Source organism: Ancylobacter gelatini (assembly GCF_022601675.1).
GTDB classification, from domain to species: Bacteria; Pseudomonadota; Alphaproteobacteria; order Rhizobiales; family Xanthobacteraceae; genus Ancylobacter; species Ancylobacter gelatini.
Window position 1 is genome coordinate 163,854 of sequence record NZ_JAKVIL010000006.1, and the last position, 24,226, is coordinate 188,079.

Genomic DNA, 24,226 nt, shown 5'->3' on the forward strand with positions numbered 1-24,226 from the left:
GTGCCCGGCGCGCCACGGACACGTACCCGGCGCGGCCGCTTCCGCGCCGGCATGACGGAACAGGTAGAGGCGCTGCGGAAAGCCCGCCGTCAAAGGCGCGGTCCAGCCTGTCGAAGGCCACCGCAGGTGCCGCCGGAGTAAAGTTGAATGAGCGACGTCGCTTCGCGCGAATATGACATTGCCGAGGCCGAGGCGCGCCCGGCCGACGTGCTGTCCCATGCGTCGGTGTCCGATTTCATCGCGCTGCTGAAGCCGCGGGTGATGTCGCTCGTGATCTTCACCGCGCTGGTGGGTATCGTGCGCGCGCCGGCCGACGTCCACCCGCTGATCGGCTTCACCGCCCTGCTGTGCATCGCCATCGGTGCCGGTGCCTCGGGCGCGCTGAACATGTGGTGGGACGCCGATATCGACGCCGTGATGAGCCGCACCCGCAAGCGGCCGATCCCGGCCGGGCGGGTGACGCCGGGCGAGGCGCTGGCCTTCGGCCTCACCCTCTCGGTGGGCTCGGTGCTGGTGCTCGGCCTGCTGGTGAACGAACTCTCGGCGGCGCTTCTGGCCTTCACCATCTTCTTCTACGCCGTCATCTATACGATGTGGCTTAAGCGCTGGACCCCGCAGAACATCGTGATCGGCGGCGCGGCCGGCGCGTTCCCGCCCATGGTAGGCTGGGCGGCGGCGTCCGGCGGCATCGGGCTGGAGAGCGTGCTGCTCTTCCTCATCATCTTCTTCTGGACGCCCCCGCATTTCTGGGCGCTGGCGCTGTACAAGTCCGGCGACTACCAGCGCGCGGGCGTGCCCATGCTTCCCGTGGTCGCCGGCCCGTCCGAGACCCGCCGCCAGATCCTGCTCTACACGCTGATTCTGGTGCCGCTCGCCATGTCGCCCTGGTTCCTGGGCATGGCGGGGCTCGGCTATGGCGTGGTGTCGGGCATCAGCGGGGCGATCATGCTGTCGCTGGCGGTGCGTGTCTACCGCGTACGCGAGGGCGCGCCAGCCGAAGCGGCTGCCCGCCGTCTGTTCGCCTTCTCGATCCTGTACCTGTTCCTGCTGTTCGCCGTTCTGCTGGTCGAGGCGCTACGGGCGCCGGCATGGCTCGGGCTGTGAGCGCATGACGGCAGGGAGGATCACCATGACCGATAAAGACAAGCGCAAAAAGCCGCCGATCGAGGGCATCGTGCTCACCGAGGAACAGCGCAAGCGCCGCCGCGCGCGCTCCATCGCCATCGCGCTGGTGCTCGCCGCCCTGTGCGTGCTGTTCTATGCCGTCACCATCGTGAAGCTCGGGCCGGCCGTGCTGGTCCGGCCATTGTGAGCGGGAGGGGCGAGGATATGAGCGCAGACCGCGAAGCCGTGCCGCCGGCCTCGATGCCGGACGGTTCCGCGCCCGACGCGTCGGTGTCCAGGAGCGCCGCGTCGCCCCGCGCGAGCAACCGCCGCCACCGCGTCGTCGCCGCCTCGTGCGGCGTGTTCGTGCTGGCCATGGTCGGCGCCGCCTATGCCGCCGTGCCGCTCTACCAGATGTTTTGCCAGGTCACCGGCTTCGGCGGAGCGACCAAGGTCGCTGCCAGCGCCCCGAACCAGACGCTGGATCGCGAGGTCGAGATCCGTTTCGATGCCAATGTGGCGCCGGGCCTGCCCTGGGCGTTCGCCCCCGAGCAGCGCTCGGTGACGGTGAAGCTCGGCGAGACCAAGCTGGCCTATTACCGCGTGGAGAATCGCGGCAAGGAGACGGTGACGGCGAGCGCGACGTATAATGTCGCGCCGGCGCTGGCAGGCTATCACTTCGCGAAGATGCAGTGCTTCTGCTTTACCGATCAGACTCTGCAGCCCGGCGATGTGCTGGACATGCCGGTCGTGTTCTTCGTCGATCCCGCGCTGGCGGACGACAAGGACCTCGACGGGCTCAAGACCATCACGCTGTCCTACACCTTCTTCGCCAAACCCGCGCCGCTGGCGGCCGGAAAGGCGGAGACGGCGGTGCAGGCGGCACCGGCGGACGCCAGGGCGCCGCTGTAACACGGCGCTTGCGGCGAAACGGGCCGCGAGACGGAACGACACATTGCGGCCGCGGGAACGGCCCGCTAGAGAATGGACTGAACGGAGAGCGCGACCCATGGCCGAGGCCCACGCCAAGCATCACGACTACCACCTCGTCGACCCGAGCCCGTGGCCGTTCGTCATTTCGATTTTCGCATTCGTCATGGCGGTCGGCGCCGTGTTCTGGATGCATGGCCAGCTCACCTCGCTGGTGTTCATCGTCGGCCTGCTCGGCGTCATCTACACGATGATCGTCTGGTGGCGCGACGTCATCCGCGAGGGCGAGCACCAGAAGTACCACACCGAGGTGGTGCAGCTTCACCTGCGCTACGGCATGATCCTGTTCATCGCCTCCGAGGTGATGTTCTTCGTGGCGTGGTTCTGGGCGTTCTTCGACGCCTCGCTGTTCTCCGGCGAGGAAATCAACTTCATGCGTGCGGATGTGACCGGCGGCCACTGGCCGCCCAAGGGCATCGAGACCTTCGATCCCTGGCACCTGCCGCTGCTGAACACGCTGATCCTGCTCACCTCCGGCACGACGCTCACCTGGGCGCACCATGCGCTGGTGCATGGCGACCGCCAGGGCGCCAAATGGGGCCTGTGGAGCACGGTCGGTCTCGGCGTGCTGTTCTCCATGCTGCAGGCCTACGAGTACAGCCACGCGACCTTCGATTTCTCGGGCAACATCTACGGCGCGACCTTCTTCATGGCGACCGGCTTCCACGGTTTCCATGTGATCGTCGGCACCATCTTCCTCGCCGTGTGCCTCGGCCGTCTCTATGCCGGCCATTTCACCCCGAGCCATCATTTCGGCTTCGAGGCGGCGGCCTGGTACTGGCACTTCGTCGACGTGGTGTGGCTGTTCCTGTTCGTCTTCATCTATGTCTGGGGCGGCGGCACCGCGGCGCATTAGCCCCACGGCTCAGTAGTTCGACGGACGGGGCGGCTTTGCCGCCCCGTTGCGTTTTGCGACATGGTATAGGGTTACGGCTTCCGCATCTGCCGTCGATCATGGCGCGGGCAGGTTCTTTCCCGCCCGCGCGCGCCCAACAAGGAGCGCTCTGCGCATGGATCTCCAGCCATTCCACACCGGCGTGTCACCCTATGCCGCGGGCCTGACCTGCCGCTGCCCGCGCTGCGGGCGGGGCGCCTTGTTCAAGGGCTTCCTGACCGTCGCGCCGTCCTGCGACAAATGCGGGCTCGATTACAGCTTCGACGATTCCGGCGACGGACCGGTGGTGTTCATCATCCTTCTGGCGGGCTCGCTGGTGGTGGGGCTCGCTCTGTGGGTGGAACTGAGCTGGGCGCCGCCCTTCTGGGTCCATGCCCTGCTCTGGACGCCGCTGGTGCTGATCTCCACGCTCGGCCTGCTGCGCCCGCTGAAGGCGACGCTGATCGCCCTGCAATATACGCGCAAGGCGGAGCAGGGGCGGCTCGACAAGGGTGATGCGTGAAGGTCGCGGCACCAGCGCGCACGCTGCTGTGGCCGGGCATCGTCACGGGGATCTGCCTGTGCATCCTGCTCGGTCTCGGTGTCTGGCAGCTTGAGCGGCTCGCCTGGAAGCAGGACCTCATCGCCAAGGTCGAGGCGCGCATCCATGCCCCGGCCGAGCCGGCGCCCGACGAGGCGGCGTGGGCCAGCGTCGATTTCGGGCGTGACGAATACCGCCATGTCCGTGCCACCGGCCGCTTCCTCCATGACCGCGAGGTTCAGATCTACGCCCTGATCGACGAGGGGGTGAACGGTGCGCCGGGCGGGCCGGGCTATTGGGTGGTGACGCCGCTCGAACTGGCCGATGGCGCGGTGATTCTGGTCAATCGCGGCTTCGTCTCGCCCGCATTTCGCGATCCCGCGACCCGGAGCGCGGGGCAGGTGGACGGGGTGGTGACGGTGAGCGGCCTGCTGCGGCTGCCGGAAGAGCCCGGCATGTTCCAGCCGGGCAATGATCCGGCCAAGGGCCAGTGGTTCGTGCGCGATCCCATGGCGATTGCCCATGCCAAGGAGCTGCTGCGCGTCGCGCCCTTCTTCATCGACGCAGACGGGGCGCCCAATCCCGGCGGCTGGCCGCTCGGCGGGAGGACGCGGATCACCTTCCCGAACCGGCACCTGGAATATGCGCTGACCTGGTTCGGCCTCGCGGCGACGCTGGCGGGTGTGTTCGTCGCCTTTGCGATCGGGCGGCTGCGCCGACGCAACTGAGTCGCGCGGTTTAATCCATTGCTTCGTCACGGCTTGGCCACTAGGTTGCCGGCGATTTTCGGAAGGGAATTTCGGCTTCCCGTTTCCATGACCCGATGCCTGACTGCCCGCCGGCACGATGGCCCCTGATGGAGGCGCCCGTGCGCTATGTTTCCACCCGCGGCGAAGCGCCGGTGCTCGCCTTTTCCGACGCCCTGCTGGCGGGACTGGCGCGCGACGGCGGCCTGTACTGGCCCGAGGCGTTTCCTGCGCTGAGCCCGGCGGAGATCGCGCGGCTGCCCGGGCATTCCTATGCCGACATCGCCGGCCGGGTGATCGCGCCCTTCCTCGACGAGGCGTTTCCCGCGGAGGTGCTGAAGCCGATGCTGGAGGAGGCCTATGCCAGCTTCCGGCATGACGCCACCACGCCGCTGGTGCAGATCGCGCCGAACCGCTTCGTGCTGGAGCTGTTTCACGGCCCGACGCTCGCCTTCAAGGATGTGGCGATGCAGTTGCTCGGCCGCATGATGGACCATGTGCTGATCGCCCGCGACCGCCGCGCCACCATCGTTGGCGCGACCTCGGGCGATACCGGCAGCGCGGCGATCGAGGCGTTTCGCGGGCGCGAGCGTACCGACGTGTTCATCCTCTACCCGGAAGGCCGGGTCTCCGAGGTGCAGCGCCGGCAGATGACCACGGTGCCGGACGCCAATGTCCACGCCATCGCGATCAAGGGCACGTTCGACGACTGCCAGGCGCATGTGAAGGCGATGTTCAACCATCACGCCTTCCGCGACCGGCTGGCGCTGGCCGGGGTGAACTCGATCAACTGGGCGCGCATCGTGGCGCAGGTGGTGTATTATTTCGTGGCCGGCGCGGCGCTGGGCAGCCCGCACCGCCCGGTATCCTTCGTGGTGCCCACGGGGAATTTCGGCGACATCCTCGCCGGCTATGTCGCCAAGCGCATGGGCCTGCCGATCGCCAAGCTCACCATCGCCACCAACCTCAACGACATCCTCGTGCGCACGCTGGAGACCGGCCGTTACGAGGTAACGGGGGTGGAGCCATCCTTCTCGCCCTCGATGGACATTCAGCTGTCCTCGAATTTCGAGCGCGTGCTGTTCGAGGCGCTGGACCGCGATGCCGGCGCGCTGCGCGGGCTGATGGCGACGCTGGCGCAGTCCGGAGCCTTCGCGCCGAGCAATGAGGCGATGGCCGCCATCCGCGCCGATTTCGACGCCGGCCGCACCGATGAAGACGAGACGCTGGCGACTATCGCGCGGGTGTACAAGGACTGCGGCTATCTCATGGACCCGCACACGGCGGTCGCGGTGTCGGTCGCCGAGCGGGTGACGCATGATCCGCGCGTGCCGCAGGTGGTGCTGTCCACCGCCCATCCGGCGAAGTTCCCCGATGCGGTGGAGCGCGCCAGCGGCGTGCGCCCAGCGCTGCCCGCCCATCTGGCGGACTTGCTGGGCCGCGAGGAGCGCACCCCGACCCTGCCCAACCACATCGCGGCCATCGAGGCCTACATCACGGCGCATGCACGCGCGGGAGCATCGGCATGAGCGAGACCAAGCCGCGGCCCCGCATCACCACCCTCGACAACGGCGTGACGGTGATCACCGATGCCATGCCGCATCTGGCGACCGCCTCGCTCGGCATCTGGGCCGGCGCCGGCTCGCGCGACGAGCAGGAGGGCGAGCACGGCATCTCGCATCTGCTGGAACATATGGCGTTCAAGGGCACGCGGCGGCGCAGCGCCCGGGCGATCGCCGAGGAGATCGAGGCGGTGGGCGGCGACATCAACGCCGCGACCAGCGTCGAGCACACCTCCTACAATGCCCGCGTGCTCGGAGAGGATATGCCGCTGGCGCTGGACGTGCTGGCCGACATCCTCACCGAACCGGCCTTCGACCCCGAGGAACTCGCGCGCGAGCACAATGTGATCGTGCAGGAGATCGGCGCCGCGCTCGATACGCCGGACGATCTGGTGTTCGACCTGTTCCAGGAGCGCGCCTTTCCCGGCCAGCCGATCGGCCGCTCGATTCTCGGCACGCCGGAAAGCGTGCGCTCCTTCGAGGCGGCGCAGCTGGGCACCTATCTCGATCGCAATTACCGCGCCCCGCGCATGATCGTCGCCGCTGCGGGTGCCGTGGAGCATGAGGCGGTGGTGGCGGAGGCGACCGCGCGGCTCGGCGCGCTGCCGGCCGGCGACAAGCCCGCCCCGGCGCCCGGCCGCTATGAGGGCGGCGTCGAGATCGGCGGCGGGCGCGAGCTCGAGCAGGCGCATCTGCTCATCGGGCTGGAAGGGCGCTCCTATCGCGATCCCGGCATCCATGCGCTTCAGGTGTTCACCAATGTGCTGGGCGGGGGCATGTCCTCGCGCCTGTTTCAGGAAGTGCGCGAGGCACGCGGGCTCTGTTACTCGGTCTATTCCTTCCACTGGGGCTATGGCGATACCGGCCTGTTCGGCGTCTATGCCGGCACCGATGCCGGGGATGTCGGCGAACTGGTCGACGTGGTGATCGACCAGATCGAGGAAACCGTGAACGCGATGAGCGAGGTCGAGCTTGCCCGCTCCAAGGCGCAGGCCAAGGTCGGGCTGCTGGCGGCGCTTGAAAGTTCCGGCGCGCGGGCCGACCAACTCGCCCGGCAGATGCTGGCCTTCGGCCGGCCCATCCCGCTGGAGGAGATCGTCGCCAAGGTCGAGGCGGTGACGCTGGAGGACGCGAAAGCGGCCGGCCGCGCGCTGCTGGCCGGCGGCCGGCCGACCTTTACCGCGCTTGGGCCTGGAAAATCGCTTGAATCCGCGGCGCGCATCGCGGAACGTCTCAACCGGAAGAACGCCTGATTTCACCGCGCAAGGCTGAACCTGCGACCTCGTCCATGGCCCTGTTCCGCACCGTTTCCTGGCAGGAGCCGCCTTCGCTGGTCGAAGGGCAGGGGGTTTTCCTGCGCCTGCCGCAGATGTCGGACTACAAGGCGTGGGCCGGACTGCGCGAGGAAAGCCGCCATTTCCTCGCGCCATGGGAGCCGCTCTGGCCGGTTCACGACCTGACGCGCGGCGCTTTCCGCCGGCGCATGCGGCGCTATACCCGCGATGTGCGGGAGGATAGCGCCTATCCATTCCTCGTGTTCCGCAGCGCGGACCGGGTACTGCTCGGCGGACTGTCGCTCTCAAATGTCCGGCGCGGCGTGACGCAGACCGCGAGCCTTGGCTACTGGATGGGCGAGCCCTATGCCGGCAAGGGCTACATGAGCGCCGCCGTCACCGCGCTGCTTCCCTATGCGCACGGCACCCTCGGCCTGCGCCGCATCGAGGCGGCCTGCCTGCCGGGCAACGTGCCCTCGATCCGCCTGCTGGAACGCGTCGGCTTCCAGCGCGAGGGGCGGGCGCGGGAATATCTGTGCATCAACGGCGTGTGGCAGGACCACCTGCTGTTCGCGCGGCTCGGCACCGATCCGGTGATCGCGCGGCCTGTACGGGTGGAAACGGCAAGTCCGGTGCTTCTTGACGAAAACGCACTGCGCGCCGGCGGCCAAGTCTAGAACTTATAAAAACTACATCAAAATCTAATGTCGATGCGTTCAACTGATCGACAGATCAGGTTTTGCCGATTGACGTGCTCGGGGAATAGCGCGAGAAGTTAAGTGAAAAAGGCTCTTTAGAATTATTCTAATGAGTGCATCACTTGGTAGCGCCTCGCGATGATTGTGTGTTCGTGTAATGTGCTGTCGGATCGTCAGGTCCGCGACGCCGTAGCGACTCCCGAGACTCCGTGCCGGACGGCCGGGCAGGTCTATCGCTGTTTGGGATGCAGCCCGCAATGCGGGCGCTGCGCGCGCACCATCCGCAAGCTGATCGATGATGTGATGGCGACGTCGGGCTGCGGCGCCTGCCCGCTGGAATGCCCGGCCTCCTCCCACGCCATGCCGGCCGAATAATCCTCCGCTCTTCTGCGCGATCCTCGGCTCGAGGAATGTGCCGCGTCGAGAATCTTGCGCGCGGGGCTTTCGGCTGCCTTGCGCGATTCTTGGAATTATTCTAAACAATGACCGGCGCATTCAAACAGGAGAGGTCGCGACCATGAAGGGCGATCCCAAGGTCATTGAGTATCTCAACCGTGGCGTCCGTTCGGAGCTGACGGCGATCAACCAGTACTGGCTGCATTATCGCATGCTGGACAACTGGGGCTACAAGAAGCTCGCCGCCAAGTGGCGCGCGGAGTCGATCGAGGAAATGCAGCACGCGGACCGCTTCATCGACCGTGTCCTGTTTCTCGACGGCTTCCCCAATCTGCAGGTGCTCGACCCGCTGCGCATCGGCCAGGACGTGAAGGAAGTGATCGAGTGCGACCTCGCCGCCGAGGTCGAGGCCCGCGCGCTTTACCAGGAAGCCGCGTCCTATTGCGACGAGGTGAAGGACTATCCCAGCCGCGACCTGTTCAAGGAACTGATGGCGGACGAGGAAGGCCACATCGACTTCCTTGAGACCCAGCTCGACCTTATCAGCAAGCTCGGCCTCCAGCTCTACGCGCAGCATCACATCGGCGATCTCGACTGAGATCAACGACAAGCCTTTCTACGACAAGGCCGATCCTCCGGGGTCGGCCTTTTTCATTGGGCTTCCTTAAATTTAGAATAAATCTAAGCTATTGAGATCACACTACTTTTTATTGACCGAACGGAATGCCTCCATTACCGCCACCCTCGATATCGGTTCAGTTTGGACGGTTGGAGGAGACAGGCATGGCACTTCGGTTCTCGGGCGCGTTGCTGCGCCACACGGCATTTGGCGGGATTCTCGCCGCCGCGGCGATGTTGGCGCCCGTCCATGCGCAGGCGGAAGAGGTGGTGAATATCTACACCACGCGCGAGCCCGGCCTCGCCAAGCCGCTGTTCGACAGCTTCAGCGAGAAGACGGGCATCAAGGTCAACAGCGTCTTCGTGAAGGACGGCCTGCCCGAGCGCGTGAAGGCTGAGGGCGCTTCGTCGCCCGCCGACGTGCTGATGACCGTGGATGTCGGCAATCTGCTCGACCTCGTGGATCAGGGCGTCGTCCAGCCGGTGAATTCCGAGACCCTGGCCAAGGCCATCCCCGCCAATCTGCGCGGGGCCAATGGCGAGTGGTTCGCACTCTCCGCCCGCGCCCGCGCCGCCTATGTTTCCAAGGATCGCGTGAAGGACCTCACCGCGATCACCTACGAGGATTTCGCCGATCCCAAGTGGAAGGGCGAGGTCTGCATCCGCTCGGGCAAGCACCCCTATAACGTCGCTCTCATCGCGGCCTACATCGTCCATCACGGCGAGGCCAAGGCGGAAGAGTGGCTGAAGGGCGTGAAGGCGAACCTCGCCCGCAAGGCGGCCGGCGGCGACCGCGACGTGGCGCGCGACATCCTCGGCGACCTCTGCGATCTCGGCCTCGCCAACACCTACTATGTTGGCCTGATGCGTTCCGGCAAGGGCGGCCCCGAACAGGAGAAGTGGGCCGAGGCGATCAACGTCGTGCTGCCGACCTTCGACAATGGCGGCACCCACGTGAACATCTCCGGCGCCGCCGTGGCCAAGAACGCCCCGAACAAGGACAACGCCGTCAAGCTGCTGGAATATCTCGTCTCTCCTGAAGCGCAGGAAATCTACGCCAAGGCCAATTTCGAGTACCCGGTGGTGCCCGGCGCGCCGGTCGATCCGATCGTCGCCTCTTTCGGCACGCTAAAGGTCGACGATGTCGATCTCGTCAAGCTCGCCGCGGCCCGCAAGACGGCCGCCGACCTCGCCGACAAGGTGGGCTTCGACAACTGACAATACCCTGCCGGGCGATGGTCCGGCATAGAGACGATCGCATCCCGAGCCGGCGCCGTCCGGTTCGGGATGTCGTGCTTTCGACGACATGGATGGTGGCGTGCCAATGACGACCCTGCCGCTGCAGGCACAAGCAAGGAAAGGCATCGATGCCCGTCGCGTCCTGCGCTGGGGCTCGGCTGCCATTGTCCTGCTGGTGCTGCTGCCGCTGCTGGCGCTGGTCTGGACCGCGGCGCGGGGCTCGGGCGACCTGTGGCCGCATCTGATCGCCAATGTGCTCCCTGTCGCCCTCAAGGACACCGTGCTGCTGGTGCTCGGCGTCGGCGTCATCGCCGGTTGCGTCGGGACCGGCACGGCCTGGCTGATCGCGACCTGCCGCTTTCCCGGCCGCAGCGCCTTCGAATGGCTGCTGCTGCTGCCGCTCGCGATCCCGACCTACATCCAGGCCTTCGTCTATGTCGACGCGGTGCACCCGCTCGGCCCGATCCCGACCGCGATCCGCACGCTGTTCGGCATGAAGAGCCCCCGCGATCTCTGGCTGCCGGAGGTGCGCTCGCTGGGCGGTTGCATCGTGCTGCTCGGCTTCGTGCTCTACCCTTACGTCTATCTCTCCGCCCGCGCCGCCTTTCTGGTGCAGACCGCTTCCGCCATCGATGCCGCGCGCACGCTGGGGCTCGGCGCCTGGGAGACTTTCCTGCGCATCGCGCTGCCGCTGGCACGGCCGGCGATCGCGGTCGGCGTGACACTGGCGCTGATGGAGACCATCAACGATGTGGGCGCCTCGGAATTCCTCGGCGTCCAGACGCTGACGCTCTCGATCTATTCGACCTGGCTGAACCGCTCCAGCCTGCCGGGCGCAGCGCAGATCGCGCTGTTCATGCTCTTGCTGATGCTTGGGCTGGTGGCGCTGGAGCGCTGGGGCCGGCGCCGGCTCACCGTCGCCAATGTGGGGGGGCGGGCGCGGCCTCCGGTGCGCCGGACGCTGAGTGCGGGGCAGGGGGCGCTGGCCTTCCTGTCCTGCCTCGTGCCGGTCACGCTCGGCTTCCTGCTGCCGGCCGGCCACCTGCTCCACAGCGCGTGGCGCCGCTTCATGTTCCACGGCCTGCCGGAAACCGTGCTGATCGAGGCGATGAACACCGCGCTGTTCGCGGCGGTCGGCACCGGCATCGCGCTGGCCTGCGGGCTGCTGCTGGCGGTGGCGTCGCGCAGCGGGGCGCTGTCGTCAGTGGCGCTGCGGCTGTCGAGCCTGGGCTATGCCGTGCCGGGCACGGTGCTGGCGGTCGGGCTGCTGGTGCCGCTCGCCGCGTTCGACAACGCGGTGTCGGACATGAGCAAGCAAGTCTTCGGCTTCTCGACCGGCCTCCTCATCTCCGGCTCCGGCGCGGCGCTGATCATCGCCTATGTCATCCGCTTCCTCGCCATTCCGGTTGGCGGGCTGGAGGCGGGCTATGGCCGGATCGGCACCAGCATGGACATGGCGGCCCGCAGTCTCGGCCAGACGCCGGGCGGGGTGATCCGCCGCATTCACCTGCCGCTGCTGCGGCCGGCGCTGGGGGCGGCCGCGCTGCTGGTGTTCGTCGATTGCATGAAGGAACTGCCGGCGACGCTGATGCTTCGCCCGCTGAATTTCGAGACGCTGGCGAGCCATGTCTATGGCGAGGCCGCGCGCGGTACCTACGAGGACGGCGCGCTGGCCGCCCTGCTGATCGTGCTGGTCGGCCTTGCCCCGGTGATCCTGCTGGCGCGGCTCTCCCGTCCGCAGGCGGACTGAGCGGCACGTCAGCGGCACATCAGCGGCACATCAGCGGGCGGTGGACGTTGCGTAATGCCGATCGGGCGCCATAATCACGGGATCGAGACAAATCGGGAGATCATGGAATGCACCTTGCCACCCGTTTCGCTGTCTGCGCCGCCGTCACCCTGTTCGCCTCCACCGCGGCCCACGCCGCCTGCACCGGCAGCAATGGACGCGGCTGGGGCAGCGGCAAGGGGGCCGGCATGTTCGAGATGACCACGGCGGACAAGACGTGCCGCATCGGCTTCACCAATGTCATCAACGACCAGACCGGGGCACGCATTCCGGCGAACAGCGTGGCTGTCACGACCCCGCCAAAGTCCGGCAAGGTCGCCGTCACCGGCAGCGGCCTTGTCTACACGCCGAATGCCGGCTTCAAGGGCAAGGACCGCTTCTGCACCCGGAACACCACGCCCAAGGTTCCGGGCACGGTGCTTTCCGGCTGCATCACCGTCAGCGTGAAATAACGCCGCCGCTCACGTCGCCAGTTCCGGCAGGTCGCGATAGAACGCCAGCGCCTCGGGATTGGCCAGCGCCTCGGTGTTCTTCACCGGACGGCCATGCACCACGTCGCGCACCGCGAGTTCGGTGATCTTGCCCGAGCGCGTGCGCGGGATGTCGGCGACCGCGACGATCTTCGCCGGCACATGGCGCGGGCTGGCGCCGGTGCGGATCTGGGTGCGGATGCGCTTTTCGAGGTCGGCGTCGAGCGTCACGCCCTCGCGCAGCCGGACGAACAGCACGACGCGCACGTCATTGTCCCAGTCCTGGCCGATGGCGATGCTCTCGATGATCTCCGGCACCTGCTCGGCCTGGGCGTAGATCTCGGCCGTGCCGATGCGCACGCCCTGCGGATTCAGCGTGGCGTCGGAGCGGCCATGGATGATGAGCCCGCCATGGATCGTGGTCTCGGCGAAATCGCCATGGCACCAGATATTCGGGAAGCGCTCGAAATAGGCGGCCCGGTACTTGGCGCCCTCGGGGTCGTTCCAGAACATCACCGGCATGCAGGGGAAGGGCTTGGTGCACACCAGCTCGCCGCGCTCGCCGGTGACCGGCTTGCCCTCGTCCGACCAGACCTCGACCGCCATGCCGAGGCCGGGCGCCTGGATCTCGCCCTTGTACACCGGCGCCGTAGGGTCGCCGAGCACGAAGCAGGACACGATATCGGTGCCGCCGGAAATCGAGGCGAGGTGCAGGTCGGACTTGATCGCCTCATAGACATAGGCGAAGTCCGCCGGTGCCAGCGGCGAGCCGGTGGAGGTCAGCGCCTTCAGCGAGGATAGGTCGTGCGTCTCGCCGGGCTTCACGCCTTCCTTGCGCAGCGAGTCGATATATTTGGCCGAGGTGCCGAGCAGGGCGAAGCGCTCTTTCTCCGCGAAGTCGAACAGCACGTCGGGCGTCGGGGAGAACGGCGAGCCGTCGAACAGGCAGAGCGTGAGCCCGCTGGCGAGGCCGGAGACCAGCCAGTTCCACATCATCCAGCCGCAGGTGGTGAAATAGAACAGCCGGTCGCCCGCCGCGAGGTCGCAATGCAGCCGGTGCTCCTTGATGTGCTGAAGCAGCGTGCCGCCCGCGCCGTGCACGATGCATTTGGGCACGCCCGTGGTGCCGGAGGAGAACAGTATGTAGGCGGGATGGTTGAATGGCAGGCGTTCATAGGTGAGGGCCTGCGGCGCATAGGGCGCTAGGAAATCGTCCAGCGCCACGCCATTGGCGATGCCGGAGGCGACCTGCGCCGCCTCGCCGAGATAGGGAACGATGACGGTGTGCCGGACGCTGGTGAGATGCGGCGCCACGGTGCGCAGCTTGTCGCCGATCGCGACGCGCTTGCCGGCGTACCAGTAGCCGTCACAGGCGAAATACACCTTCGGCTCGATCTGGCTGAAGCGGTCGAGAATGCCGCGCTCGCCGAAATCCGGGGAGCAGGAGGAGAAGATCGCGCCGATCGAGGTGGCCGCCAGCATGATGGCGATGGTCTCGGGCATGTTGGGCATGGTGGCGGCCACGCGGTCGCCGACGCCGACACCGGCGGCACGCAGCGCCTGCTGCAGGCGCGAGACAAGCACGCAGAGTTCACTGAAGGCGACGTGGCGCTCCGCCTTGTCCTCGCCGCGGAACACCAGCGCAATGCTGGTCGGGTCGCGCGGGCGCAGCAGGTTTTCGGCGAAGTTCAGCGTGGCGTCGGGAAAGAACTGCGCGCCGGGCATCCGCTCGCCGTCGACGAGGCTGTGCCCGCCCTTGTCGCCGATCACGTCGCCGAGTTCCCAGATTTCGTCCCAGAACGCTCCGGGCTGGGCGATCGACCAGGCATGCAGGTCGCGGTAGTTCTTCAGTCCGGTTCCGTGGCGGCCATTGACGGTCGCGATGAAGCGGGTGATCGCGCTCCGGGCGATCCGCTCGGGCGAGGGGGTCCAGAGCGGCGCGTCATTGGCGATGTCCATCAGGGTCTCCATCCCATTTCCCACCGGCTTCCCGAAGCAGGGAGCATTATTATCGGCTGCAAATTCATAGCGTCCGACAGGTCGTCTGTCAGGCCATCAAACAGACACAGAGCGAGGGGATGTTGCGGCACCGTCCGGCTGCCCCGGCGGGTGCCCCGTCCCTCGGCATCGCCCGGCGGAATCTGGTGAATTGCCTTCGCATCGGGCCGCCTGTGGAGAGGTGGCGCTATACGCGGACACCGACAGGCTTTATCGACACGTTGCATGAAGAAACTGGCCCCGATCCTTCTCCTGCCGGTCCTGCTCGCGCTGGTGGCGGCGGCGCTCGCGCCGAAGCTTGCCTCCGAGGCCCGGCTGCGCGCCGAAGCGCAGGTGCTGCTGAGCGCGGCGGCCGGGCATGAAGCCCGGATCGAGGGCCCGGTGCGCTTTTCCGCCTTCCCCTGGCCTGCGCTGACCATTGACGGGCTGACCGTCGGCGACCCGACCGTCGCCACGCTTGAGACGTCGCAGGCGCGCATCGTGCTCGATCTGCTGCCGCTGCTCACCGGGCAGACCAAGGCCGACCATATTGAACTGCACGAGCCGGTGCTGACGCTGGCCGACCGCGAGGACGAACTCGGCGCCCTGACGGCGCTGCTGCATGGCCTCGGCCGCAGCCGGCTGCGGGCCGATGTCAGCATCTATGACGGCCGCATCCTGAGGATGGTGGACGGCGAGGCCCGCGAGGTGCTCGGCGACACCGATCTCGACCTGAGCTGGCGCGGCGGCGACCGCCTGTCGATCGGCGGCCACCTGATCTGGCGCGACGAGCCGCTGGACGTCGAACTGAACCTGTCCGGCCTTGCCGCGCTGGCGGAAGACGTGGCCGGGGAGCTTCAGGTGAAGCTGTCGGGCCCGCCGGGGCAGCTCTCCTTTGGCGGCACGATGCGGCTTGCCAGCAGCCCGGTGATCGAGGGTGCGCTCGAATGCTCGTCGCGCGGGCTGCGCGCGACGCTCGACTGGCTGGACCTGGAGACGCCGACCGAGCAGGGGTTCGGCCCGTTCGCACTCAGCGCCCACACGCTGCTGACCGCCCAGGGCGCGACACTGAGCGGGGCGCGCATCGAGCTCGACGGCAATGTCAGCGAAGGCGGCTTCACACTTCGTTCCGGCAATGGGCGTACCGGGCTGCAAGGCTCCTTTGCAAGCGCCTCGGTCGACCTGTCGCCCTATGGGCAGCCGGTTCTGGCGGAGCCGGACGGCGGGGCCTGGAGCCGGGAGACGATCAAGCTCGATCGGCTCAAGGATCTCGACGTCGATCTGCGCTTCTCCGCCGCGCAGGTTCATGCCGGCACGACGCGGCTCGACAAGCTGGCCGCGAGCGCCGTGCTGAAAGCGGGCAAGCTGACGCTGGCCATTGGCGATTCCGAAGCGTGGCAGGGCACCTTCCGCGCCACGGCGCAGATCGCCCCGCTGGAACAGGGAACCGATGTCCGCGTGGAACTGGCCGGTGAGGACGTCTCGCTGGCGCAGGCGCTGGGCGACCTGTTCCGCTCGCAGCGCCTGGAGGGGACCGGTTCGTTCCGCATCAATCTCGGCGCCTCGGGCGCCAGCATCGCCGAACTGGTCGGCCGCCTCGGCGGCAGCGCCAGCCTCACCGGCACCCAGGGTGCCCTGACGGGCATCGACGTGTCGCGCATCCTCTCACGGCTGGAGCAGCGCCCGCTTTCCGGTGTGGGCGACCTGCGGGGCGGGCGCACGCCCTATGACACGATCGATTTCAGCGCGCAGATCCATGAGGGCATCGCCCATGTCGAGCACCTCAACATCGAGAGCACCAAGCTGCGGATCGAGTTGAACGGCGACGCCGACCTCGCGCGGCGCGACCTCGACCTCGAAGGCACAGCGCAACTGGTGCGCGCGGCCGAACCGGCGGCGTTCGACCTGCCCTTCATGGTGCGCGGCTCATGGGAGCGCCCGGTGCTGCTGCCGGACCCGCAGGCGCTGATCCGCCGCTCCGGCGCGGCACGGCCGCTGTTCGGCGGCAAGCTCGACACCTTCGGTGTCGCCGCCCCGCTGCCTTAGGCCGTCTATTCCGCCAGCACGCGCGTCGAGGGGAAGGTGATCTCGACCAGCGTGCCGGCATCGACCGCGCTGCGGATGTGGAAGTTGGCGCGGTTGGCCTCGGCCAGAGCCTTGGTCAGCGGCAGGCCGAGCCCGGTGCCGCCGGAGCCGGCGCGGCCGGAGGTGGCGAGCTGGCGGAACGGCTCCATCGCCACGGCGATATCGGCTTCCGACATGCCGATCCCGGTGTCGCGCACGCGCAGCACCACTTCGCTGCCCTCGGTCAGTGCGGTGGACAGGATGACCTGCCCGCCGGGCTTGGTGAACTTGATCGAATTGGACACGAGGTTCAGCACGATCTGGCGGATCGAGCGCGCATCGGCCACCACTGGCGGCAGGTCGGCGGCGAGCGAGGAGCGGATGATGATGCGCTCCCGGTTGGCCTGCGGCTGCATGATCGCCATGGATTGCTGCACGATCTCGTTCAGCGCCACGCTGGTGAAGGCGAGGTCGAGCTTGCCAGCTTCGATCTTGGACAGATCCAGCAGGTCGTTGATCAGCGAGATGAGGTGCCCGCCCGAGGCGTGGATGTCGCGCAGATAGTCGCGGTAGCGCTGGTTCTCGATCGGGCCGAAGCGCTCCTCCATCATCACTTCCGAGAAGCCAATGATGGCATTGAGCGGGGTGCGGATCTCGTGGCTGATCTTGGCGAGGAAGTCGGACTTGGCGAGATTGGCACGCTCCGCCAGCCGCTTGGCCTCGGTCAGTTCCTCTTCCGCGCGCTTCCACTGGGTGATGTCGCGCAGCACGGCGCAGAACTTCGAGGAATCGTCGCCGACCCGGCCGACGGTCATGAACAGGGGGATCAGCCCGCCCTCGCGCACCCGGCCGATGACCTCGCGCCCGTCATTGAGCACGCTGGCGACGCCGTTGGAGGCGAGGCCGTCCAGATAGTCCACCGCCGCGCGCTGGCTCTCGGGTGCGAACAGCAGGGTGAAGTTCTCGCCCTGCACGTCCTGCGCATCGAAGCCGAACAGCGCCTCGGCCGGGCGGTTCATCGACAGGACCGTGCCGGCGGCGTCGATCAGCACCACGCCGTCGGTGGCGGTGTCGAGAATGGCGCGCAGCTCGCGGGAGATGGATTCGGCTTCGCGCAGCGCGAGCTCGGCCTGACGCAGCCGCTCTTCCTGAGCCGGGTTGAGGCGGCGCAGCAGATAGACGAGCGCGGTGCCGCCTTCCCACGGCGCGGAAATCAGGCGGGCTTCGACCGGCAGAGAGCGGCCATCGGCATCGAGCAGGGCGAGCGCGCTGCCATCGGGCGTCTCGGCCGGCACCGGCGCGCCGAACAGGGTGACGAGGCCGCCGGCGGCCTCCAGCTCGGCCATGTCGGCATGCCCGGTCCAGTCCAGCAAGGTGCGGTTGGCGAATAGAAGCCGATCGCCGCGCGTGGCGATGACGCCGAGCGGCAGGCGCTCCAGCACCGGGCGCTCGCCTTCCGCGAGGACGCGGCGGACACCCTCGGGCTCGGGCGCCGGGGCCGGCTCAGGCTCAGGCTCGGCCACCATGGGGGGGGCGCCGACGGGTTCTGCAACAGGGAGGGGCTCGACCTCCGGCGCGGACGCGGGCAGCTGCGTTTCAGGATCCTGCATGCGCAGGAAATCGGCCGGTTCCGCGTCGTTCGCACCCGGCTCGCCAGCGACAGGATCGGTGGGCAGTTCGTCGTCCACGCCCTCCAGCCGCGCGCCGAGCGCGCGGGCGATCTCACGGAACGCGTTGCGCTCGCCATTCGACAGCCCGTCCCAGGAGCTGCGGGCACCATCGCCGCGCGCGGTCTCTGCGGAGCGCAGCGGCACGACATTTGGCGAGGCCGGAACGACGGACAGAGTGACCCGCACTGCAGGCTCGGCCGACGGGGCTGCCGGCACGGGCAGCGTCTCGGGCGCCACGGGCTCCGGGGGAGCAGGGGAGACCTCAGGCGGTGGGGGCCGGAGCGTGAGCGCTGCCGGTGAGGCCTCGGGTTTCGGTTCCGCTTCCGACGTCGGGAGGGTGGCCGGCGTCGCCGTCACGGGCGGGGTGACGGGGGCGGTCGCCGCGGGCATCGCTGCGGCGGGCGTTACGGCGTCGAGCCGCTGCCGCACCACGCCGAAGCCGCGCATGCCCTCGTCTCGCGCCGGGGCGCCGCCGAGTTCGACCGCGAACGCATCGCCGCGCGGGGCGGTCAAGGTGATCGGCAGATGGCTGAAGCTGCGCCCGGCGAGCACCGCCTCATGGGCCACGGCGGCGCCTAGCGCCAGCCAGTCCCGTCCGCGCAGGCTTTCCGCCGGCAGCCCGAGCGCGCTGGCAAGGCGCGGGTCGACATGGCTCAGCCGCGCATCGGCGCCGGTCTGCCAGGTGAAGCGCAATGGGAAGGAGAAGGTAAGCGCCGGCGGCTCCGGCGTGGGACGCGGCGCGGAGGGGGAGGGCGTTGCGGCGGCCGGGAGCATGTCTTCCGCCGGGCGGACCTGCGGTTCGGTGCCCGGCGCAAGCCGGTGCGGCGCCAGTTCGAGCGAGGTCATCAGCAGCGCCTTGCCACCCTCGACCGTGATCAGCGAGCAGGCGAAGGTGGTGGGCGTCAGCCTGCCGGGCAGGCGCAGCCGCTCCAGTCGTGGCGCGCGGCCGGGCCGCAGCGTCGGGGCGAGCCGGGTGAGGATCGGCGCCAGGTCACCGGCCCCGCGCGCGCCAAGAAGCGCGCGGCCGGCCGGATTGGCGGCAAGGAGCTGTCCGTCGGTACGCATGAGCAGCGTCGGCGCCGCGGCAGCAAGGGCCGTGGCCGCCAGCGCGCGCAAGGCCTCGTCCGCACCAGAGGCGGCGGGAGAGGCGGGGCCGTCGGTGGGAATGCTCATGGTCGTCAGAAATTGCCCCCCGGCGACATGCCGGCCTGTTGTGCGGTCCGCAGCCGCAGGAAATGCATCATAATGCCCGCCGGCAGTGCTTGTCATGGCGGCAGGCCAGCGACATCGCAGCTTCGCATGTTCCGGTTAACTTCTGGCCACTGATACCGGTTAACGGAAATTCTACCGCCGCCGATGCGGCGGCCGCGTTGCCTTTCCGGGGCGAGATGATACTTTAGTCGTAGGCATCAGCGCGAATGGTACATATGCCGACCGCCGTTAGATTGGGCAGATAACTTAACGGGAGGTTCAGGATGGCCAATAATCCGAAGCTCGAAATTCCGCATGAGCTGCGGAGCGTCGCCGAGCAGGGGGTCGATCAGGCTCGCGCAGCGGTGGACGGCTTGATCGCCGCGGCGCACAAGGCGTTCGACGATGCCGGAAGGCAGGTGGACGCTGCCCATGACAATGCCCGCGAACTCGGGCGCACCAGCGTTGGCTTCGCCGAGACCAACATCGCGGCCAGCTTCGATTTCGCCTCGCGCCTCGCCAAGGCGCAGACGATGGAGGAGTGGACACGGCTCCATGCCGAGTTCGTCACGGAGCAGGTTCATCGGCTTTCCGAGCAGGCCAAGGTTCTCGGCCGTGCCGGCATTTCCGCACCCGGGCTCAAGTTCTGACGCCGAGATCGCGTGCGGCGCAAAATGTGGGCGTAGGCGAACCAATCGCCGCCCTGGTGCGTTTTCCTGAGGATTTTTCTTGATTGTGCATTGCAATATGATATTGCAGTGCACAATTAGTTTGTTGCGATGTCGGGAGGGTCGAGGGCGAAAAGCTGTTGGCCGCGTCTTTCCGGGTCGCGTGCCCTGATTGCCCACTCGCGAGGGCAGATGCGGGCTTTCCGATGCAATCGCGAACCACCGAGGAAGATTCCAATGGTTGAGGCTGCTGCTCCTTCCGCCAAAAAGACTGTCAAGGCCGCCACCACTGCTTTCGAGGCGGCTGTTCCCAAGATCGATCTGGCCAATCTCGAAGTGCCCGCCGCCGTGCGCGAAATCGCCGAGAAGAGCGTGCAGAATGCGCGCGAGGCTTATGAGAAGCTGAAGACGAGCGCCGAGGAAACCACGGACATGCTGGAAGACACCTATTCGACCGCCTCCAAGGGCGTCGCCGAGTACAATGCCGTCGCGCTCGAGTCGCTGCGCGCCAACATGAATGCCACCTTCGACTATTTCGGCGCCCTGCTCGGCACCAAGAGCGTCTCCGAGGCCGTGGAGCTTTCCACCGGCCACCTGCGCAAGCAGTTTGACGTGCTCTCGGCCCAGGCCAAGGAACTGTCCGTGATCGCCCAGAAGGTCGCGACCGAGACCGCCGAGCCGATCAAGGCCTCGGTCGAGAAGAACATCAAGAAGGTCAGCTGACCTCCTTTCTGTAGCGTAGCGTTGCGTAGAGTTCAGAACCCGGCCTGTTCCGCAGGCCGGGTTTTTCGTGCGCCGCTGTCGACGGCATGGCGGATGCCGCGAAAAGTTTCGCCTTCGCCGGCAAAAACTCCGATTGCCTTCGCCTTGACACAGTTTCTGGGCCTGCCTATCTCCGCAGCGGCTGGCACTCGGTATCCGTGAGTGCCAAGACGTCCGCTCACGAAGCGCCGCGCCGGCGCGAGACAGGAAGACCGAGGAACCACCCATGGCCAAGCTGAAATTCCGCCCCCTGCACGACCGTATCGTGGTGAAGCGCCTCGACGCGGAAGAGAAGACCGCTGGCGGCATCATCATCCCCGACAGCGCCAAGGAAAAGCCCTCGCAGGGCGAAGTCGTCGCCGTGGGTCCGGGTGGCCGCGACGAGGCTGGCAAGCTGGTCCCGCTCGACGTCAAGGCGGGCGACAAGGTTCTGTTCGGCAAGTGGTCGGGCACCGAGGTCAAGATCGACGGCCAGGACCTGCTGATCATGAAGGAATCCGACGTCATGGGCATCGTCGGCTGACGCCGGCCTGATTGCCTGACGCGACGGCCCGCCCTGGCGGCGGGCTGAACGATCCCCATTCAGGAGTGAGCCTCATGGCCGCCAAGGAAGTAAAATTTTCCGTCGAAGCGCGCGACAAGATGCTGCGCGGCGTCGACATCCTCGCCAATGCGGTGAAGGTGACCCTCGGCCCCAAGGGCCGCAACGTCGTCATCGACAAGAGCTTCGGCGCTCCCCGCATCACCAAGGACGGCGTCACCGTCGCCAAGGAGATCGAGCTCGAGGACAAGTTCGAGAACATGGGCGCCCAGATGGTGCGCGAAGTGGCCTCGAAGACCAATGACCTCGCTGGCGACGGCACCACCACCGCCACCGTGCTCGCCCAGGCGATCGTCCGTGAAGGCGCGAAGTCGGTTGCCGCCGGCATGAACCCGATGGACCTCAAGCGCGGCATCGACCTCGCCACCACCGAGGCGATCAAGGACATCGTCAAGCGCGCCAAGAAGGTGAAGTCGACCGACGAAGTGGCGCAGGTCGGCACGATCTCCGCCAATGGCGATACGTCGATCGGCGAGATGATTGCCGGCGCGATGCAGCGGGTCGGCAATGAGGGTGTCATCACCGTCGAGGAAGCCAAGACCGCCGAGACCGAGCTTGAAGTGGTCGAGGGCATGCAGTTCGACCGCGGCTATCTCTCCCCCTATTTCGTCACCAATCCCGAGAAGATGCTCGTGGATCTGGAAGACGCCTATCTGCTGATCTTCGACAAGAAGCTCTCCGGGCTTCAGGCCATCCTGCCGGTGCTCGAGCAGGTCGTTCAGTCCGGCAAGCCGCTGGTGATCGTGGCCGAGGACGTCGAGGGCGAGGCTCTGGCCACGCTCGTCGTCAACAAGCTGCGCGGTGGCCTGAAGGTCGCGGCGGTGAAGGCTCCGGGCTTCGGCGACCGCCGCAAGGCCATGCTGGAAGACATCGCGATCCTGACCGGTGGCCAGGTCATCTCCGAAGAGCTCGGCATCAAGCTGGAGAGCGTCACGCTCGCCATGCTCGGCCGCGCCAAGAAGGTGATCATCGAGAAGGAAAAGACCACCATCGTCGATGGCGCCGGCAAGAAGAAGGACATTGAGGGCCGCGTCGGCCAGATCAAGCAGCAGATCGAGGAGACCACCTCGGACTACGACCGCGAAAAGCTCCAGGAGCGTCTGGCCAAGCTCGCGGGCGGCGTCGCGGTGATCCGCGTCGGCGGCGCGACCGAGGTTGAGGTGAAGGAGAAGAAGGACCGCGTGGACGACGCGCTGAACGCCACCCGCGCGGCGGTGCAGGAAGGCATCGTTCCCGGCGGCGGCATCGCGCTGCTGCGCTCCAAGAAGGCGGTCGAGAAGCTGACCTCCGCCAATCCCGACATCCAGGCCGGCATCAAGATCGTGCTGAAGGCGCTTGAGGCGCCGATCCGCCAGATCGCCGAGAACGCGGGCGTCGAAGGCTCGATCGTGGTCGGCAAGGTGCAGGAGTCGAAGGACCAGAACTTCGGCTTCAACGCCCAGACCGAAGAGTTCGTGGACATGATCGCCTCCGGCATCGTGGATCCGGCCAAGGTCGTGCGCACCGCTCTCCAGGATGCCGCCTCGATCGCCGGCCTGCTGATCACCACCGAGGCCATGGTCGCCGACCTGCCGAAGCCCGCTTCCGCCGGTCCGGCGATGCCGGGCGGCGGCGGCATGGGCGGCATGGATTTCTGACGAGATCCACTCCGCCCACGCGGTCCCGAGTGCTGAAGCCCGGCAGGCCGGGTTTCGGTGGCGGCATGGATTTCTGACGAGATCCACTCCGCCCACGCGGTCCCGAGTGCTGAACCCCGGCAGGCCGGGCTTCAGTGGCGGCATGGATTTCTGACGAAATCCGCCTCTTCGATCTATGAAAGGGCGCGGCGCGAGCCGCGCCCTTTCTCGTTTGGGCGATCAATTCTCACTCCGCCATCCCGGCCGAGCACAGCTGAGGGTCGGGATCACGTCCCCGATGTCCACGATTCCGGATCGGTCGTTCCACCGTTTGGGATGACGCCTGCGAGAGGGCCCGGCCGCGAGGCGGCTGGCGGAGGCGACGGTCGTCTCGCCACCACTATCGGCCCCTCCATACCGCTCCCCTAATTCTGATGTGCGTGCGCCGTGTTTAGGGTTCAGGCTCGTGCGAACAGGGAGGCGTGCAGATGGACCAGCGCATCATCGATCTCTACGACCGTTTCACCCATGGCCAGATCAGCCGGCGGGAGTTCATGGACCGGCTCGCCTCGCTGGCCGGTAGCCTCGCCGCCGCCGCCGCGATGCTCCCACTGCTCCAGAACGACTATGCCCGCGCCGCGATCGTGCCGGAGAACGACGCGCGCCTCGACATCTCCACCGAGCAATATCTCTCCGCCGGCACGCCGGTGACCGGCACTCTGGCCCGCGCCCGCCGCGTCGACGCGAAGCGGCCGGCCGTGCTGGTGATCCATGAGAACCGCGGGCTCAATCCGCACATCAAGGACGTCACCCGCCGCCTCGCGCTCGAAGGCTATCTTGCCTTCGGCGTCGACCTGCTCTCGCCCGATGGCGGCACGCCGGCGGACGAAGACAAGGCGCGCGAGATGATCGCCGCGCTCGACCGGCCGACCACCGTGGCGCGCGCGGTGGACGCGGTGCGCTTCCTTTCCGCCCACACCGCTTCAACCGGCAATGTCGGCGCGGTCGGCTTCTGCTGGGGCGGGGGCATGGTGAACCTGCTGGCCGAGGCGAGCCCCGACCTCAAGGCTGGCGTCGCCTATTACGGCGCGCAGCCCCCGCTCGACCGGGTGCCGGACATCAAGGCCGCGCTGCTGCTGCAATATGCCGGGCTCGATGCCCGCATCAATGAAGGCATCGCGGCCTATGAGGCGGCGCTGAAGGCGGCCGGCAAGGACTACACCGTCCATATTTATGACGGCGCCAATCACGCGTTCAACAACGACACCAATCCCGCGCGCTATGATCCCAAGGCGGCGGAACTCGCCTGGAGCCGGACCGGGGCGTTTCTCGCCAAACATCTGGGCGCGCCGCCGCCGGTGGAAATCTGAACGCCG

General features: G+C 67.4%; 22 protein-coding genes. 20 read left to right on the top strand and 2 right to left on the bottom strand.

All coding sequences use genetic code 11. The features are described 5' to 3' along the window. Positions 1 to 147: 147 nt before the first annotated feature. The 14 genes from MKI84_RS12455 (at position 148) to MKI84_RS12520 (ending at position 12,283) form a co-directional block, all read left to right on the top strand. Positions 148 to 1,104 (top strand): heme o synthase, encoded by a 957-nt coding sequence (locus tag MKI84_RS12455; RefSeq protein WP_241619871.1) that lies wholly within the window; start codon positions 148 to 150, stop codon positions 1,102 to 1,104. A gap of 25 nt (positions 1,105 to 1,129) precedes the next feature. Then, entirely contained in the window at positions 1,130 to 1,312 is a 183-nt protein-coding gene (locus tag MKI84_RS12460) for a hypothetical protein (RefSeq protein WP_241619872.1), read from the top strand. Between the two features lie 53 nt (positions 1,313 to 1,365). Further along, a complete protein-coding gene (locus MKI84_RS12465) occupies positions 1,366 to 2,016 on the top strand; it encodes a cytochrome c oxidase assembly protein (RefSeq protein WP_425353839.1) in 651 nt (216 codons plus the stop codon). A gap of 97 nt (positions 2,017 to 2,113) precedes the next feature. Beyond that, entirely contained in the window at positions 2,114 to 2,950 is an 837-nt protein-coding gene (locus tag MKI84_RS12470; RefSeq protein WP_241619876.1) for a cytochrome c oxidase subunit 3, read from the top strand. Between the two features lie 154 nt (positions 2,951 to 3,104). After that, on the top strand, positions 3,105 to 3,491 hold the full coding sequence (locus MKI84_RS12475) for a DUF983 domain-containing protein (RefSeq protein ID WP_241619878.1): 387 nt from the start codon (positions 3,105 to 3,107) through the stop codon (positions 3,489 to 3,491). After that, a complete protein-coding gene (locus MKI84_RS12480; RefSeq protein WP_241619880.1) occupies positions 3,488 to 4,237 on the top strand; it encodes an SURF1 family protein in 750 nt (249 codons plus the stop codon). The genes MKI84_RS12475 and MKI84_RS12480 overlap by 4 nt, the downstream gene beginning before the upstream one ends. A gap of 140 nt (positions 4,238 to 4,377) precedes the next feature. Further along, on the top strand, positions 4,378 to 5,784 hold the full coding sequence (gene thrC, locus MKI84_RS12485; RefSeq protein ID WP_241619883.1) for a threonine synthase: 1,407 nt from the start codon (positions 4,378 to 4,380) through the stop codon (positions 5,782 to 5,784). Continuing rightward, positions 5,781 to 7,070, top strand: coding sequence for a M16 family metallopeptidase (locus MKI84_RS12490; protein ID WP_241619885.1), 1,290 nt, complete (start codon positions 5,781 to 5,783; stop codon positions 7,068 to 7,070). Before thrC ends, MKI84_RS12490 begins: the two co-directional genes overlap by 4 nt. A gap of 35 nt (positions 7,071 to 7,105) precedes the next feature. Continuing rightward, positions 7,106 to 7,768 (top strand): GNAT family N-acetyltransferase, encoded by a 663-nt coding sequence (locus MKI84_RS12495; RefSeq protein WP_241619887.1) that lies wholly within the window; start codon positions 7,106 to 7,108, stop codon positions 7,766 to 7,768. A gap of 159 nt (positions 7,769 to 7,927) precedes the next feature. Then, positions 7,928 to 8,164, top strand: coding sequence for a (2Fe-2S)-binding protein (locus tag MKI84_RS12500; protein WP_241619888.1), 237 nt, complete (start codon positions 7,928 to 7,930; stop codon positions 8,162 to 8,164). Between the two features lie 142 nt (positions 8,165 to 8,306). Further along, a complete protein-coding gene (gene bfr, locus MKI84_RS12505) occupies positions 8,307 to 8,783 on the top strand; it encodes a bacterioferritin (RefSeq protein ID WP_241619890.1) in 477 nt (158 codons plus the stop codon). Positions 8,784 to 9,037: 254 nt separating this feature from the next. After that, positions 9,038 to 10,021, top strand: a complete 984-nt coding sequence (locus tag MKI84_RS12510; protein WP_241620158.1) for a Fe(3+) ABC transporter substrate-binding protein — start codon at positions 9,038 to 9,040, stop codon at positions 10,019 to 10,021. A 106-nt stretch (positions 10,022 to 10,127) separates the two neighbouring features. Then, the gene (locus MKI84_RS12515) at positions 10,128 to 11,792 is read left to right on the top strand and encodes an ABC transporter permease (RefSeq protein WP_241620160.1); all 1,665 of its coding nucleotides are present in this window, start codon (positions 10,128 to 10,130) and stop codon (positions 11,790 to 11,792) included. A gap of 107 nt (positions 11,793 to 11,899) precedes the next feature. Beyond that, positions 11,900 to 12,283, top strand: a complete 384-nt coding sequence (locus MKI84_RS12520) for an Ig-like domain-containing protein (protein WP_241619892.1) — start codon at positions 11,900 to 11,902, stop codon at positions 12,281 to 12,283. A gap of 9 nt (positions 12,284 to 12,292) precedes the next feature. Here the strand turns inward: MKI84_RS12520 and MKI84_RS12525 are convergent, their stop codons facing one another. Beyond that, positions 12,293 to 14,260, bottom strand: a complete 1,968-nt coding sequence (locus MKI84_RS12525) for an acetoacetate--CoA ligase (protein WP_241619894.1) — start codon at positions 14,258 to 14,260, stop codon at positions 12,293 to 12,295. Between the two features lie 264 nt (positions 14,261 to 14,524). Here MKI84_RS12525 and MKI84_RS12530 point away from each other — a divergent pair, with 264 nt between their 5' ends. Then, entirely contained in the window at positions 14,525 to 16,324 is a 1,800-nt protein-coding gene (locus MKI84_RS12530; RefSeq protein WP_241619895.1) for an AsmA family protein, read from the top strand. Between the two features lie 5 nt (positions 16,325 to 16,329). Here MKI84_RS12530 and MKI84_RS12535 read toward each other — a convergent pair whose 3' ends face one another. Next, on the bottom strand, positions 16,330 to 19,185 hold the full coding sequence (locus tag MKI84_RS12535; RefSeq protein ID WP_241619897.1) for a PAS domain-containing sensor histidine kinase: 2,856 nt from the start codon (positions 19,183 to 19,185) through the stop codon (positions 16,330 to 16,332). Between the two features lie 302 nt (positions 19,186 to 19,487). Between MKI84_RS12535 and MKI84_RS12540 the strand changes: the two genes are divergently transcribed. The 5 genes from MKI84_RS12540 (at position 19,488) to MKI84_RS12560 (ending at position 24,220) form a co-directional block, all read left to right on the top strand. Beyond that, on the top strand, positions 19,488 to 19,853 hold the full coding sequence (locus MKI84_RS12540; RefSeq protein ID WP_241619899.1) for a phasin family protein: 366 nt from the start codon (positions 19,488 to 19,490) through the stop codon (positions 19,851 to 19,853). Positions 19,854 to 20,108: 255 nt separating this feature from the next. Next, the gene (locus MKI84_RS12545; RefSeq protein WP_241619900.1) at positions 20,109 to 20,594 is read left to right on the top strand and encodes a phasin; all 486 of its coding nucleotides are present in this window, start codon (positions 20,109 to 20,111) and stop codon (positions 20,592 to 20,594) included. Between the two features lie 265 nt (positions 20,595 to 20,859). After that, a complete protein-coding gene (groES, locus tag MKI84_RS12550) occupies positions 20,860 to 21,156 on the top strand; it encodes a co-chaperone GroES (protein WP_013165451.1) in 297 nt (98 codons plus the stop codon). Between the two features lie 74 nt (positions 21,157 to 21,230). After that, positions 21,231 to 22,871, top strand: coding sequence for a chaperonin GroEL (groL, locus tag MKI84_RS12555; protein ID WP_241619902.1), 1,641 nt, complete (start codon positions 21,231 to 21,233; stop codon positions 22,869 to 22,871). A gap of 467 nt (positions 22,872 to 23,338) precedes the next feature. Then, entirely contained in the window at positions 23,339 to 24,220 is an 882-nt protein-coding gene (locus MKI84_RS12560) for a dienelactone hydrolase family protein (protein ID WP_241619904.1), read from the top strand. The last annotated feature ends 6 nt before the right edge of the window (positions 24,221 to 24,226 follow it).

Excerpts from the sequence above, each read along its gene's own strand:
- MKI84_RS12455 (WP_241619871.1), top strand. The coding sequence starts at position 148 with ATGAGCGACGTCGCTTCGCGCGAATATGACATTGCCGAGGCCGAGGCG.
- MKI84_RS12460 (WP_241619872.1), top strand. The coding sequence starts at position 1,130 with ATGACCGATAAAGACAAGCGCAAAAAGCCGCCGATCGAGGGCATCGTG.
- MKI84_RS12465 (WP_425353839.1), top strand. The coding sequence starts at position 1,366 with ATGCCGGACGGTTCCGCGCCCGACGCGTCGGTGTCCAGGAGCGCCGCG.
- MKI84_RS12470 (WP_241619876.1), top strand. The coding sequence starts at position 2,114 with ATGGCCGAGGCCCACGCCAAGCATCACGACTACCACCTCGTCGACCCG.
- MKI84_RS12475 (WP_241619878.1), top strand. The coding sequence starts at position 3,105 with ATGGATCTCCAGCCATTCCACACCGGCGTGTCACCCTATGCCGCGGGC.
- MKI84_RS12490 (WP_241619885.1), top strand. The coding sequence starts at position 5,781 with ATGAGCGAGACCAAGCCGCGGCCCCGCATCACCACCCTCGACAACGGC.
- MKI84_RS12495 (WP_241619887.1), top strand. The coding sequence starts at position 7,106 with ATGGCCCTGTTCCGCACCGTTTCCTGGCAGGAGCCGCCTTCGCTGGTC.
- MKI84_RS12500 (WP_241619888.1), top strand. The coding sequence starts at position 7,928 with ATGATTGTGTGTTCGTGTAATGTGCTGTCGGATCGTCAGGTCCGCGAC.
- bfr (WP_241619890.1), top strand. The coding sequence starts at position 8,307 with ATGAAGGGCGATCCCAAGGTCATTGAGTATCTCAACCGTGGCGTCCGT.
- MKI84_RS12510 (WP_241620158.1), top strand. The coding sequence starts at position 9,038 with ATGTTGGCGCCCGTCCATGCGCAGGCGGAAGAGGTGGTGAATATCTAC.
- MKI84_RS12515 (WP_241620160.1), top strand. The coding sequence starts at position 10,128 with ATGACGACCCTGCCGCTGCAGGCACAAGCAAGGAAAGGCATCGATGCC.
- MKI84_RS12520 (WP_241619892.1), top strand. The coding sequence starts at position 11,900 with ATGCACCTTGCCACCCGTTTCGCTGTCTGCGCCGCCGTCACCCTGTTC.
- MKI84_RS12525 (WP_241619894.1), bottom strand. The coding sequence starts at position 14,260 with ATGGACATCGCCAATGACGCGCCGCTCTGGACCCCCTCGCCCGAGCGG.
- MKI84_RS12530 (WP_241619895.1), top strand. The coding sequence starts at position 14,525 with ATGAAGAAACTGGCCCCGATCCTTCTCCTGCCGGTCCTGCTCGCGCTG.
- MKI84_RS12535 (WP_241619897.1), bottom strand. The coding sequence starts at position 19,185 with ATGAGCATTCCCACCGACGGCCCCGCCTCTCCCGCCGCCTCTGGTGCG.
- MKI84_RS12540 (WP_241619899.1), top strand. The coding sequence starts at position 19,488 with ATGGCCAATAATCCGAAGCTCGAAATTCCGCATGAGCTGCGGAGCGTC.
- MKI84_RS12545 (WP_241619900.1), top strand. The coding sequence starts at position 20,109 with ATGGTTGAGGCTGCTGCTCCTTCCGCCAAAAAGACTGTCAAGGCCGCC.
- groES (WP_013165451.1), top strand. The coding sequence starts at position 20,860 with ATGGCCAAGCTGAAATTCCGCCCCCTGCACGACCGTATCGTGGTGAAG.
- groL (WP_241619902.1), top strand. The coding sequence starts at position 21,231 with ATGGCCGCCAAGGAAGTAAAATTTTCCGTCGAAGCGCGCGACAAGATG.
- MKI84_RS12560 (WP_241619904.1), top strand. The coding sequence starts at position 23,339 with ATGGACCAGCGCATCATCGATCTCTACGACCGTTTCACCCATGGCCAG.